12 protein-coding genes and 1 pseudogene are annotated in these 13474 nt (G+C 52.0%); all 13 read left to right on the top strand.

Annotated elements, in window-relative coordinates; translation table 11 throughout:
- Positions 1–183 (top strand): ATP-binding protein (locus JRI89_14065; protein ID MBW2072366.1); only part of this gene is annotated, 183 nt, incomplete at its 5' end.
- Between the two features lie 488 nt (positions 184–671).
- Positions 672–2414: a sigma 54-interacting transcriptional regulator gene (locus JRI89_14070; protein ID MBW2072367.1), complete on the top strand. Its 1743-nt coding sequence runs from the start codon at positions 672–674 to the stop codon at positions 2412–2414.
- A gap of 303 nt (positions 2415–2717) precedes the next feature.
- Positions 2718–4028 carry a 4-aminobutyrate--2-oxoglutarate transaminase gene (gene gabT / locus JRI89_14075; protein MBW2072368.1) on the top strand — a complete coding sequence of 437 codons (1311 nt, stop codon included), beginning with the start codon at positions 2718–2720 and terminating at the stop codon, positions 4026–4028.
- Between the two features lie 26 nt (positions 4029–4054).
- Positions 4055–4375, top strand: a complete 321-nt coding sequence (locus JRI89_14080) for a hypothetical protein (protein ID MBW2072369.1) — start codon at positions 4055–4057, stop codon at positions 4373–4375.
- Between the two features lie 93 nt (positions 4376–4468).
- Positions 4469–5731, top strand: coding sequence for an ABC transporter substrate-binding protein (locus JRI89_14085; protein ID MBW2072370.1), 1263 nt, complete (start codon positions 4469–4471; stop codon positions 5729–5731).
- Positions 5732–5868: 137 nt separating this feature from the next.
- Positions 5869–6756 (top strand): branched-chain amino acid ABC transporter permease, encoded by an 888-nt coding sequence (locus tag JRI89_14090; GenBank protein MBW2072371.1) that lies wholly within the window; start codon positions 5869–5871, stop codon positions 6754–6756.
- Between the two features lie 29 nt (positions 6757–6785).
- Entirely contained in the window at positions 6786–7799 is a 1014-nt protein-coding gene (locus JRI89_14095) for a branched-chain amino acid ABC transporter permease (protein MBW2072372.1), read from the top strand.
- Positions 7796–8527, top strand: a complete 732-nt coding sequence (locus JRI89_14100; GenBank protein MBW2072373.1) for an ABC transporter ATP-binding protein — start codon at positions 7796–7798, stop codon at positions 8525–8527. Before JRI89_14095 ends, JRI89_14100 begins: the two co-directional genes overlap by 4 nt.
- The gene (locus tag JRI89_14105; protein MBW2072374.1) at positions 8508–9218 is read left to right on the top strand and encodes an ABC transporter ATP-binding protein; all 711 of its coding nucleotides are present in this window, start codon (positions 8508–8510) and stop codon (positions 9216–9218) included. Before JRI89_14100 ends, JRI89_14105 begins: the two co-directional genes overlap by 20 nt.
- A gap of 68 nt (positions 9219–9286) precedes the next feature.
- The gene (locus tag JRI89_14110; protein MBW2072375.1) at positions 9287–11059 is read left to right on the top strand and encodes an aldehyde ferredoxin oxidoreductase family protein; all 1773 of its coding nucleotides are present in this window, start codon (positions 9287–9289) and stop codon (positions 11057–11059) included.
- Positions 11060–11364: 305 nt separating this feature from the next.
- Positions 11365–11994, top strand: a pseudogene (locus JRI89_14115) (diheme cytochrome c).
- Positions 11995–12019: 25 nt separating this feature from the next.
- The gene (locus JRI89_14120; GenBank protein MBW2072376.1) at positions 12020–12823 is read left to right on the top strand and encodes a hypothetical protein; all 804 of its coding nucleotides are present in this window, start codon (positions 12020–12022) and stop codon (positions 12821–12823) included.
- Positions 12824–12943: 120 nt separating this feature from the next.
- Positions 12944–13474 (top strand): alanine racemase (locus JRI89_14125; protein MBW2072377.1); only part of this gene is annotated, 531 nt, incomplete at its 3' end.

A 13474-nucleotide genomic window follows, 5' to 3' on the forward strand; every position in this document is an offset into this window, starting at 1 on the left:
CGCCGCTGGTGTGCAGAATTGCTCCGCGATCTCCCGGACGGAGTGGACCCCTGTGGAGAAAATGGAGAAATGCACACCATTGTCGTGGATGGACCGATGTTTCAGAAGCGCCTGGAGGTGCAGGTTGGCCAGGTGGTGCAGCGAAACGGCTTCGCCTACGCTGATATCATTCCCATAAGATGACGCTTTTGTCAAAACATCGGCAGCAGGCTGGACGAACAAGCCACCTACTCGAGTCACGCCGTTTATTGGGAGGTAAATTATTGCTCTATCTTATAGAGCGCTCGACAGATCGCGCCGCCCGGACTGTTAGACACGGCGTGTCTTCCTACGTGTCCCAGCCACACTGCTTGCTTGAAGCACAGGGGTTGATCGTCGAGTCCGCCGGGATACAGGGAGATTGCCATCTATACCTTGAGAATAGACGGAAGTCCCAGCAAGGGAAGCAATACAGAACTGCTGTGGACTCCTCTTAATCTGGCAGGTTCGCTGTTTCCAGTCCCGGAGGTGTCCACTGGTCAACTAGACATCAGCTGCCATAAATGATGAAATATGGCAGGCAATGCAAGAAGCCCTGGAGAGGCGAAGGCTAGAGTTCATTTTTGAAGCAAAGCTATTATCCCAGAGAGCCAACTATTGCGGGCGTTTCCAAAATAATAGCAGGAGGAGTCATGCGGTCGCCAATCAGCTACAAGCAAATTTTTCATGCCACCAGCAATGGCATCGTGGTGACTGATGCGACAGGCACCATCATTTACTTCAACAAGCAGGCGGAAAGAATCCTGGATCTCCAGGCAGCAAAACATATTGGCCTTTACATCTGTGATGTCCTGCCGCTTACTGGCCAGCAGGTCATAGAATGCCTGCAAACAGGAAAGCCGAAGCTTGGACATCACATTATCGGCAAGAAAGTCAATCTGGTGTTGAACATTACTTTGATCGAACAGCGAAAAGTCATACTCGGTACGGTTTGCAGTTTTCAAGAAATGCAAGAGTTCGAGAACGCTGCCAGAAAGCTCGAATCTTACAAGCAACTCAATAGGCAGCTCGAAACCATCTTCAAGACTTCCTTCGACGGCATCTGGGTGTGCAATGGGGAGGGAAAAGTTATCAATATCAACGAAGCTTCCGAAAGATTGAACGGCATCAGGGCCGAAGAAGTAGTAGGCAAGAACATTGCCGATCTGGTTGCAGAAGATCTTTTTGATCGATCTGTTACCCTGGAAGTGCTCGACACCAAGCGGCAAGTCAGCCTCATGCAGTATGTGCCTCGTACCGGCCGCTACCTCTTGGCCACCGGAACCCCGGCATTCGATGAAAAAGGCAACATCTACCTGGTTGTGGTCAATGAACGTGACATGACAGACCTGAACGCCATTCGGGAGGAACTCGAGGAGAGCTACATGGTCAACCAGAAGATCAAGGCAGAACTGGCCGAGCTGAGTATATTAGAACTGCGGGGCCAGGAGATCATAGCCGAGAGCAAGCAGATGCGTCAGGTTCTGAGAGTCGCCCTGAAGCTCGCCCAGATCCGCGCTTCCAATATTTTGCTGCTGGGAGAATCTGGAACCGGCAAAGGATTGCTTGCTAAGTTCATTCATCAACACAGCGAGCGTAAGTCCAGTCCTTTTATCCAGATCAACTGCGCTGCCTTGCCGGAAACTCTGCTCGAGGCTGAGCTTTTCGGGTACGAATATGGCGCCTTTACGGGCGCACGCAAGCAGGGCAAAGCCGGTCTGTTCGAACTGGCCCACAAGGGAACGTTGTTTCTTGACGAGATCGGTGATTTGCCCCTGCCCCTGCAAGCAAAGTTGTTGAAATGTTTGGATGATCATGAAATTATGCGGCTCGGTGGACTAAAAGCTCTAGAAATAGATTGCCTGGTAATTGCGGCAACCAATCAGGATCTGGAGCAGCAAGTCAAGCGTAAACGATTCCGCCAGGATCTATATTATCGCCTGAATACTTTCAGCATAAAAATTCCTCCCCTGAGAGAGCGGCCAGACGATGTTTTTGGACTGGCCCACCATTTTCTTGCCAAATACAACAAATTATATGGCATGAGGAAGCGCTTTCGAGCCAAGGCCATGGAAATGTTTCAACAATATCCCTTTCCAGGAAACGTGCGGGAGCTGAAAAATCTGATCAAGAGAGCGGTTGTCATGAGTGAAAGTGCTGTCCTGGATGACTTCCTGGTAGCGAGCATGAAACCGCTGCATCCAGCTGACAAACCTGGAGGATTGCAGCCACAACCCTCACGACCGCTGGTAGAAGAACTGTCGCGGCTGGAGCGGGAAATTCTGCGAAACACCATGAGTCATTGTAAAACAACGCGTGAACTGGCAGCGCACCTGGGAATCAGCCAGCCCACCATCGTTCGTAAGATGAAAAAACACGGACTCGCCTTTTCATGAGATTCATTAATGAATCGCCGTATCTCTATCTAGTTGTTTTTGAAGAAATGTTTATGCAATTGCGTTTTGATTCATAATTGCATCAACCAGATTGCCATAAATAGCAGCATGATATGTCATGAGTTGATTCACAATTGCATCAAAGAACCGTTTTGCTTTCCGGCAATCACCCTGCATAAAAGTATTTTAGTAATATATTCCACATGTTACAATATGGCCCGTATTTTGCTCCTCCGTCCTCCCAGTATACCATCCTGAGACTATCAACCGTGATCGATCAACTGAGCAAACGAGGAGAGACAAATGGGCCAGCACTTGACAAACGAACGCCTAGGGGAATTGCGCTCTCAGGTGATCGCCAAAGGGTATGCCAGTGCAAATCCCTGCTACATCGACAGGGCCGAAGGGGCTCTGGTTTATGATGTGGAGGGAAGGCAGTATATCGATTTTGCCACTGGCATCGCGGTTATGAATGTGGGCCATTCTCACCCGAAGGTTGTTGCTGCCATAAAAGACCAGGCAGAAAAATTTACCCACACCTGCTTTATGGTTCTCCCTTACGAACCGGCCGTAAGACTGGCGGAGAAACTGAATTCGGCTGTGCCAGGCGATACTCCCAAAGCCACTCTCTTCGTCAATAGCGGTGCGGAAGCGGTAGAAAATGCAGTAAAAATCGCCCGCTACATTACCAAGAGGCAGGCTGTCATCGCCTTCGAAAACGCTTTCCACGGCCGTACCGTGCTTGGCATGAGTCTCACCAGCAAAGTCAAACCTTACAAGTTTGGCTTTGGACCGCTGGTACCAGAAGTGTACCGCATGCCCTTCGCCTATTGCTACCGCTGCCCCTTTCGGCTGGAATATCCGCAATGCAACGTGATCTGTGCTGATTATCTGGAGGAATTTTTCCTCTCTCACGTGGCTCCCGAATCCACTGCTGCCCTCATATTTGAACCCATCACCGGCGAGGGAGGTTTCATTGTTCCTCCTCCTGAATACTTTCCCAAATTGCAAAAAATTTGTAACCAGTATGGCATTCATTTCATTGCCGATGAAATTCAGACCGGCATGGGACGCACCGGCGCCATGTTTGCCATGGAACACTGGAACATAGAAGCGGACATCACCATCGTGGCCAAGAGCCTGGCTGCCGGCCTGCCATTGAGTGCTGTGGTCGGCAAGAAGGAAATCATGGACGCAGTGCACCCGGGCGGCCTCGGCGGCACTTATGGAGGAAATCCCCTGGCATGCCGTGCAGCACTGGCCGTCTGGGAAATCTTTGAAAGTGAGGACCTGCTGGAGAAAGGCCGTCAACTCGGCCGTAGAGTCCGTCAGAGGCTCGAGCAATTTCAGGATCGATTCGAAGTGGTGGGGGACGTCCGCGGCATCGGTCCAATGCTTGCTCTCGAACTCGTCAAAGACCGCCAGTCCAAGAAACCCGCAGCAGATGAAGCAAGAGCTGTTAGCAGGTTCTGCTTCGAAAAAGGCCTGATCATCCTGACCTGCGGCAATTACGGCAATGTCATCCGTCTTCTCATGCCGCTCAATATCGAAGATGAACTTGTGGAGAAAGGATTGACAATCCTCGAGGAAGGACTCCATTCACTGACGAAATGATTCCCTTTCTAGAAATGGAAACAGAGGTGCGTTTGTTACCTGGTAGTTTCTGGCAGATTAAAGAAGACCTGGACCCCTGCCGCAGTTATGTGGTCCTCGAGAAGAAAGTCGGCAGCGGCAAAATCGCTGATTTTACCGAGGTTGTCCAGGCTCTGGAAGAGACGGCAGGGACAGTTCTCGAAACCAAGCTTCACCGGGATGCTGTCAACTCCAAGACTTTCCTGGTAGTGGAGATTAATTCGGAGGCAGCGCCCCAGGTGAAGCGAACTCTGTTGCACTGCAAGCTTCCCCCGGACATTGTGCTATATTTTTACGGTGATACCTATAAGAAAGATGCTGAAGCCTGATAGCAAACGGTTCGAGTTTGCCGACCTCGAGCATTGCCGAGAGGTCAGTATTTGGCTTGGGGTAATCTTGTATCACAAAAAAAGGAGGAGACCATGAGAATTACCAGGAACAGAACTACGGTTTTGAAATGCTCTCTGGCTGTGTTGCTAGCGGGCGCCCTCATCTTTGCCTTTGGAGAATCCCTGCAAGCTAAGGAAAAAGTAGTAAGAATTGGCAACATCATTCCCCTTTCCGGCCCTTCTGCCTCGGTTGGTGAGCAGGGCAAGAATGCCCGGGAAATGGCGGTTGAAGAGATCAATGCCGCAGGAGGAATCAAGTCTCTCGGGGGGGCCAAGTTGCAGATGCTCTATGCCGATTCTGAGTCAAAGCCCGAGAAGGGCGTTGCTGAAGCAGAGCGCCTGATCAACACGGAAAAGGTTCACGTGCTTACCGGTTGCTGGAACTCGGCCGTGACCTATCCGGTCACCGCGGTTGCGGAACGGTACGGCATTCCCTTTATTGTGCCGGTATCGGTTGCCGACAAGATCACCGAGCAGGGTTTCAAGAACGTTTTCCGCATTGCCGCCAAGAGCAGCTGGTGGAGCCGCGACCAGTTTGCCTTCCTCAAGGACATACAGAATGAATTCGGTACAAGAGTCAAACGCCTTGCATTCGTCTATGAAAACGGCGATTGGGGAAAAAGCATTGCCGAGCAGTGGAAGAAACTGGCCAATAAGGGCGGCTATGAAGTCGTCTTGGACGAACCCTATCCCTCTACCGCCACCGATCTCAGTCCTGTGGTCCAGAAGATCAGAAGATCGAGACCTGACGTCTTGATGCTGGTATCAAATGCTGCCGACGCCATTTTGCTTACCAACACGCTGGCGGAATACAAGGTAGACTTGAAGGCCATAATCGCCAGCGGCGGTGGTCATGCTGATCCCTCCTTCATCAAGGCCACTGGCGACAACTCCAGATACCTTTTCGACATCGTCGAATGGGAAACAGATGTCAATAAACCCGGCGCCAAGGAGGCCAATGCAAAGTACAAGGCAAAATACGGCTACAATCTGACGGGGGAGGCGGTAGACGCCTATCTAGCCATGTATGTTTTGAAGGACGCCCTGGAAAGGGCCGGATCACTCGATCCTGCAAAGATTCGCCAGGCACTTGCAACCACCAAGCTCACCAGCGGCCCCGGTATGATTGTCGGCTATGATGCAGTGGAATTTGACAGTACTGGCCAGAACAAACACGCCTCACTTGTCATGGTACAGATCAATGATATCGGCAACGGCTTGGAGCGCATTACCGTCTGGCCCAAGAATGCCCGGCGCGCCGGCTACAAACCGGTCTTTCCTATGCCCAAGAAATAGCAGCTGCCAACGGAGCCCGCGCCCTGTTGCCCGGCGCGGGCAGGTCCACTATAGCCCGCTCATCGGCTTCTCAGGGGCGCTGCCTCGCTGGTGCGCCCCGGGGCAGCCATGCCTGTCTTGCATGCTGAGAGTTCGACATGATTTTCATTCTGGAAGACACTATCAACGGCATTCTTATGGGTTCCATCTATGGCCTCACTGCCCTGGGATTGACCATCATATTTGGAGTCCTGAAGGTCATCAATTTCGCCCATGGCTCGCTGCTCATGGTAAGCATGTACGTGGCCTACTGGGCAGTGGCGCTGAGCGGCTTGCACCCATATCTGACACTGATCGTGGTGGTCCCGGCCATGTTCTTATTCGGCTACTATTTACAGGACATCGTCATCAAACCCATTTTCAAGGCCGAAAAAGACGTCCGTGAACCCATCACGGTAATCATCGTAACCACCGGCGTCTGGTACGTACTGGACAACCTCACCCTTCTGATATTCGGACCGCAGTACCGGAACCTGCAGCATAATCCTCTGAGAGGAAAAATGCTGGAAATCGGCCAGATGCTCATCTCCGTTCCCAAACTCTGGGGTTTTGCAGCAACCATCATCACGGCTTTGCTGTTGTACCTGTTTTTCCAGAAAACCCGTCTGGGCCGCGCCATTCGTGCCACTAGCCTCGATCGACAGGCGGCCAGCCTGATGGGAATCAATCAGTACAAGGTGTACAACATTGCCTTTGGTATCGGTACGGCAACAGCCGGCATTGCCGCCGTAACTCTGATCCCATTCTACAATGTCTTTCCTTCCGTGGGGGTCCTTTTTGATATCAAAGGCTTCATAATCGTTGTGCTGGGAGGCCTCGGGAGCATTGGCGGAGCTATTCTGGGCGGCATCATTATCGGACTCATCGAATCTCTTGGCCCGCAGTTCATGACAGCGACCTGGACAGAGGCCATCGTTTATGGCCTGTTTCTTATCTTTTTGTTTGTCAAGCCATCAGGGCTCTTTGGCGTAAAATACGACTGGTAAGCAGAACTGTCTTCCGAACTGGATATCTAATGACCCGTGACAGGATCAATATAGTTGTTGTTCTGGGCTTCACTATCATTGTCTTTGCCTTGCCGCTTGTCGTTCGGAGCGCCACCTACCTGCATATCCTTATCTTGCTCTACCTGTATGCTTATCTCACCACCAGTTGGAACCTCGTTGGTGGCTTTGCCGGAGTGCTCCCTCTCGGGCATGCGGTGTTCGTCGGCATCGGGGCCTACACCTCCACTATCCTATCGCTGCAATACGGCATCAGTCCTTGGCTGGGGATGATCGTCGGCGGTTTACTGGCCTCCATAGCAGGAGTTCTTATCGGTCTGCCCACCTTCAAAATGCGCGGCGCCTATTTCGCTCTGGCAACTATTGCTTTTTCCGAAGGGATCCGGGTGATGGTCGAAAACATCGACAAGCTGGGCCCGTTCATCTTGAACGGCCCTCGCGGTCTGCAGATCCCGCCTCTCAACATGGGCTTGAAACAATTCATGTTCGCCAGCAAAGAGCCTTACTATTACATCATCCTGGTTATGCTGATCACTGTCCTCGCCTTCACATATTTCATCTCCCAGTCCAAACTGGGCTACTACCTGAATGCCGGCGGCGAAGAACCAGAGGCAGCCATGGCGCTGGGGGTCAACGTGGCCCGGGCTAAACTGATTGCCATGGCTATGAGCTCTTTTCTTACGGCCCTGGCAGGAACCTTTTACGCCCAGTTCACCCTGTACATTCATCCCAAGAGCGTCATTTCATTGGATCTTTCTTTTGAAATTGCCTTCATTGCCTTGATTGGCGGACGGGGCTCAATTCTGGGGCCGGTGCTGGGAGCTCTGCTCCTGAGACCTGTGAGCGACTTCTCTCGCATTTATTTTGGCGACAAACTCCCTGGATTGCATCTGATCATATTTGGTGTGGTGCTTATTCTCGTCATGATCTTCCAGCCGCGCGGACTCCAGGAGCCGCTCGGCCGATTTTACAACCGTGTGGTAGATCGCATTATCGGGCAGAAAGCCCAGGAACTTGAGGCATGAAAATCCTGGAAATAAATAATATTACAAAAGATTTCGGCGGACTGCGGGCGCTGGACAATTTCAGCCTGTCTATAGAGCAGGGCCAGATCTTCGGACTGATCGGCCCGAATGGTGCGGGAAAATCAACGGCATTCAACTGCATAGCAGGCGTCTACCCGCCAACACATGGCGAAATCCTTTTTGACGGCGCCAGAATCACGGGCGAAAAGCCCTGGAACCTGTGCAAGAAAGGGCTCGCGAGAACCTTCCAGCTGGTCAAACCTTTTTCATCCAAGAGTGTGCTCTACAATGTAATGGTGGGAAGCTTTGCCAGGACCCGCAAGAAGGCCGAGGCCGAGGAAAAGGCCTTGCAGGTGCTCGAACACCTGCGCTTTACTGAAAAGAAAGACCTGAGAGCGGGCAACCTCACCATAGCTGATCGCAAACGACTGGAGATTGCCCGAGCTTTGGGCACAGAGCCCAAGCTCCTGCTGCTGGACGAAGTCATGGCAGGGCTGCGTCCGGCTGAGGTGGATGAAATGGTGCAGATCATCAAAGGACTGCGCGCCAAGGGGATCACGATATTCGTCATCGAGCACATCATGCGAGCCATTATGGCCCTTTCGGACAGGGTGGCCGTCCTGCATTTCGGCAAGAAAATCGCTGAAGGCACGCCGCGGGAAGTGGCTTCAGATGAAAATGTAATCAAAGCCTATCTTGGAGACGAGTATGTCATTTCTGGAGGTTGACCATATCGATGTGTTCTACGAAGACGTCCAGGTCATTTTTGACCTCTCGCTCCATGTAAAAGAAGGCGAAATTGTCAGCATCATCGGCGGCAATGGCGCTGGTAAATCTACTTTGTTGAACACCATCTCCGGCTTGATTACTCCAGCCAGAGGGGCCATCCATTTTCAGGGCAAGCCCATCCAGCAGTCAGCCCCAGATGAGATCGTCGAACTGGGGATTATCCAGGTACCGGAAGGCAGACGCCTTTTCTCTCTCATGTCAGTGAGAGACAATCTCATTGTCGGTGCCTACAACCCGCGGGCCGACAAGGTCAAAGAACAGACTCTGGAAGCGGTTTATGAATTGTTCCCCCGCCTCAAAGAGAGGGAGCGGCAAATGGCCATGACGCTTTCCGGTGGCGAGCAGCAGATGGTTGCTATCGGTCGGAGTCTCATGGCCAAACCTAAACTCCTCATGCTGGACGAACCATCCCTGGGACTGGCTCCGATTCTCATCAAAATGATCTTCGCCACTGTTCGGCAAATAGCCAACCAGGGAACCACTGTGCTTCTTGTCGAACAAGATGTGAAGAACTCTCTCAGCCTGAGCGACCGCGCCTATGTCCTGGAGCATGGGCGGATAGTAATGGAGGGTCCGGCGCTGCAACTACTGGAAGACCCTCATATCAAGTCTGCCTATCTCGGGATCTGATATCCGAATATTGCGAATCAGTGCCAGGTGCCATAAAGAAGACGGCTTTATTTGCAAGGAGAGCCTCCATGAAAGGGTTTCACGGCAAATTGCTCGTTGTCGATATGACCGAGCAAACCTTTGAGGTCCTTCAGCTGGACAACGATCTTCTCTCTAGAGGCCTGGGCGGCAAAGGCCTGGCAGTTCAACTTCTCTTGCAGCACAATCCACCGGCAGTGGATCCATTTGCTCCAGAAAATCGCTTGATCTTGGCTACAGGACCGTTGACAGGCAGTCCCATCTGGGGAAGTTGCCGCCACGGAATATATAGCAAATCGCCGCAGACAGGCTTCTTTTCCGAATCCTATGCGGGCGGCACAGTGGCAGAGTACATGAACGGCAGTGGATTTGATGCTATCATGATCCACGGCGCCGCACCTGAGCCTCGCTGGCTTGAAATCAATGAAGAGGGAGTACTGTTCCATTCAGCCCACATGCTCTGGGGACAGGATACTATGTCAACAGAGGATTCTGTCAAAGCATGGATACTCAGGAACCGGCCCGAAGCCGGAAAATGTGGTGTTATCTGCATCGGGCCAGCTGGTGAAAAGCTCGTCACCTTTGCAGTGGTGGAGAACGACTACTGGAGGAGCGCCGGACGCACTGGACCCGGGGCAGTCATGGGTTCGAAAAAACTCAAAGCTATCGCCTTCTGGGGGAAACAGAGGCGAAGTTTTGCGGACAGCTCCTTGTTGAAAAATCTGGCAAAATCAACAGCGCAGACCAGCAGAGAAAATCCCGGGGTAAAAGCCTACAAGAGCATGGGCACGCCTATGCTGGTGGACATCATGAACGAGACAGGAGGCTTTCCGACCCGCTACTGGCACAAAGGTCGGGCAGAGCATCGAGAACAAATCAATGCTACCGCCCTCCACAGCCGCTGCAAAGTGGAACCACATGCCTGTCGCAAGTGCTTTATGGCATGCGGCCGGCTCACCACTATCAAGGAGGGGCGCCACGCCGGCCTGAAGATAGAAGGTCCTGAATACGAAACGATTTACTCCTTCGGAGGCCTGTGCGAGGTAGACAGTATAGAGGAAATCGCCTACCTGAATGACATCTGTGACCGTCTCGGTCTGGACACTATAACCGCCGGCAACCTCGTTGCCTTCACCATCGAGGCCAAGCGTCAAGGAAGGCTCGACTACTCCATCGACTATGGTGATGTTGACGGCATGGCGCAACTCATTCGAAAAATAGCCGCCCGGGAAGGAATCGGAGATTTACTGGCGCGCGGCATCAGAGCAGCAGCCGAAGAATGGCATATGGACGAGCAGGCTATTCACGTCAAGGGATTGGAGCCAGCCGGCTATGATCCGCGGGTTCTGAAGGGTATGGGGCTGGCATACGGCACTGCCGATCGGGGAGCCTGCCATCTGCGCGCTACTTTTTATAAACCGGAACTGAGCGGCATGGTAGATCCGGAACAGATCGAGGGCAAAGCAGAAATCTTTGCGGAATGGGAAGACCGTCTGACGATTTTCGACACGCTCATATTGTGCCGCTTCTACAGGGATCTCTACCAGTGGGAGGAGCTGGCTGCCATGATCAGAGGGGCAACCGGGATAGATTGGCACAAAGAAAGTATGCGCCATGTAGCCTCTGAGATCAAAGACAACATACGCCGCTTCAATGTGCGGGAAGGACTCGTACCGGAAGACGACCACCTCCCTCCCCGCTTTCACGAAGAACCACTCCCGGAAACAGAGCAGCTCATCACCAGAGAGCAAATGAGGCAAATGCTCAGAGAATACTATCGAACCCGCGGCTGGGACGAACAGGGAAGGCCCCCGGAGAACTGAGCCGGGCAGAAGTAGACAATTTTGCCCTGTGCAAAATTCTGTAAACAACACCTTCGATCCTTGAGGAGATTTGCTTTTCCTGCTTGCAACCGACGTAAATTCTACTGCAGTTGACTGCAGTCTCATGTGCCGTCAGGCTGTCAATAAAGGCGGTTTGCGGGAGCGCCGACCTATCAAGAAAATGTGGCTACTTGCTGCATCTGCCTGCAACATCTATAATAAGCCTTGACATTGAGTGTAATTCTGAAAATTTGCCGGCAAGCAGTTTATGCTGCATGCTCTCTATTTTGTGGAGAAAATTTGCCATGAATCCCAAGACCTCACTGGTTGTGTTTCTTGCAGTATTTTTCCTTGCCTTCGGGACAACTTTGCACCTCTCCGTTGCAGATGACGATGATCACGGAGAAACAAGCTGGCTCCACAGGATACTGGACTTGGATGATGACGATGATGACCACCAGGACGAACACCGAAAAAGGAAACGGCAGAGGCATCGCGATGACGAGCATCACCACAGTTTTATCAAGCCAGTGAGTAATTCAGTTTACAAGGAACAGTGCGGCGCTTGCCACTTTGCCTATCAACCCGAGCTGCTGCCGGCAGCTTCCTGGAACAAAATTCTGGCTAATCTCGAGGACCACTTCGGAGAATCCATTGAACTGGAGAACGATTCGCAAAAAATTATCATAGACTATCTCGTAGCAAACAGTGCGGAACACAGCTCTGCAAAGCGGGCCGTCAAGATTATGAGAAGTCTGGGGAGCCAGGTTCCCAGGAGAATTACAGACATTCCCTACATCAGAGAATAACACGACGAAATTCCGCCAAACGTTTTTAAACGCAAAACCATCGGCTCATTATCGAACTGCATCGCCTGTCACCAGACAGCCGAAAATGGGATTTATGAAGATGACAATGTGAAAATTCCCAGGTGAGCCCCTCCAAGCAACATGGAGCCCCATGGCCTGCATACATCAGGGCATGGACTTTCTCTGCAACCATTGCCTGGTGCACAAATCAAGGCAAGATTCAATGGCAATGCTCTCATTGAGTAGTGAATTGATTGCCAGGGCGAACTCATTCCCCGGGATCACGGCCGGCATTTCCTCTCTGGATGACGTTTTGACAACTCCATCGCATAAATTGCTCCAGAGGGAAGCGCCCAATTCCAGGTTACTGGACAGTGAGGCAAGTGTGCCTGTATGGCCTCCTGATGCGAAAACAGTTCTGGTTCTGGGTTTGCATCACCCGCAAGACAATCCTCGACTGGACTGGTGGCTTGCCGGCAACAGCATGGGCAACCGGCAGCTGATGAAAGTATGTGAATCATTGAAACAGTGGCTCGAAAGCAAACACGGACTCAGCGCGCTTCACCTGCCTTATTATGTCGAACATGGAGGACTCTTCCTAAAAGATGCAGCAGTCAAAGCCGGACTCGGCATTATCGGCAAAAACAACCTGCTGCTCAATCCCCAATGGGGTCCTCGTATTCGCTTGCGTGCTCTGCTCATTGAGGCTGAGCTCGAAGCCACAGCACCCGCAACAGAGTTCACGCCGTGCGAGACCTGCAACACCACATGCCAGTCGGTCTGTCCGAAAAATGCTTTTTCTACCGGCAATTATCAAAGGAGCCGCTGTATGGAACAGATGGCTGCTGACAGGGCGCACAGTATGATCAGCAGTGAAGCCAGCGCAGGCAACCTTGCCGGGCCAATCGTCAAGTTCTGCCGCGCCTGTGAATTTGCCTGTCCGGTGGGAGTTTGAGCAGGAACCAACCACATGGGGCTCAACCATGTCACCCCGGCTTAGAGCAGCCACCACGCACCCTCAGCTGGATCCATGTGTGACTTCCGTCAGAATTAATCGTTACAGGAGGAAATCAATATGAATCTATTCCAGCTGGAAACTCCTGCCCTCATTCTGGACAGGGGAAAAATTGAGAAAAACATCTCATCTCTGCACAAACAGCTGGAGGCGCTCCAGGTAAATCTGCGGCCCCACGGAAAAACGGCAAAAAACATTGACATCCTCAGAAGTGCTCTGGCTGGGCAAGCAGGCGGCATCACTGTGTCAACCATCAAAGAAGCTGAATACTATTTCGAACACGGCATTGTTGACATTACCTATGCGGTAGGCATTGCCCCAGTGAAGCTCGAGCGGCTTGTCAAGCTCATAAAAAAGGGCGCCGAGATCAGCCTCCTTGTGGACTCCATTGAGCAGGTTGGATTTGTAGCAGCCAGGGCGCAGGCCCACAGCCTCAGCATACCGGTCCTCATTGAAATCGACTGTGATGGTCAGCGTTCAGGTGTATCTCCTGATGATCCCCTGCTGCTGGAGATCGGTCGTCTGTTGCACAGTGAAAATGGTGTTGTACTCAAGGGGGTTCTAACCCATGCCGGCGGCTCATATCAGTGC

The organism is Deltaproteobacteria bacterium (assembly GCA_019309045.1).
Lineage (GTDB): Bacteria > Desulfobacterota > Syntrophobacteria > BM002 > BM002 > JAFDGZ01.

What these genes read in the sequence shown, in the direction of transcription:
- JRI89_14070 (MBW2072367.1), top strand. Translation starts at nt 672, where the DNA reads ATGCGGTCGCCAATCAGCTACAAGCAAATTTTTCATGCCACCAGCAAT.
- gabT (MBW2072368.1), top strand. Translation starts at nt 2,718, where the DNA reads ATGGGCCAGCACTTGACAAACGAACGCCTAGGGGAATTGCGCTCTCAG.
- JRI89_14085 (MBW2072370.1), top strand. Translation starts at nt 4,469, where the DNA reads ATGAGAATTACCAGGAACAGAACTACGGTTTTGAAATGCTCTCTGGCT.
- JRI89_14090 (MBW2072371.1), top strand. Translation starts at nt 5,869, where the DNA reads ATGATTTTCATTCTGGAAGACACTATCAACGGCATTCTTATGGGTTCC.
- JRI89_14095 (MBW2072372.1), top strand. Translation starts at nt 6,786, where the DNA reads ATGACCCGTGACAGGATCAATATAGTTGTTGTTCTGGGCTTCACTATC.
- JRI89_14100 (MBW2072373.1), top strand. Translation starts at nt 7,796, where the DNA reads ATGAAAATCCTGGAAATAAATAATATTACAAAAGATTTCGGCGGACTG.
- JRI89_14105 (MBW2072374.1), top strand. Translation starts at nt 8,508, where the DNA reads ATGTCATTTCTGGAGGTTGACCATATCGATGTGTTCTACGAAGACGTC.
- JRI89_14110 (MBW2072375.1), top strand. Translation starts at nt 9,287, where the DNA reads ATGAAAGGGTTTCACGGCAAATTGCTCGTTGTCGATATGACCGAGCAA.
- JRI89_14120 (MBW2072376.1), top strand. Translation starts at nt 12,020, where the DNA reads ATGGCCTGCATACATCAGGGCATGGACTTTCTCTGCAACCATTGCCTG.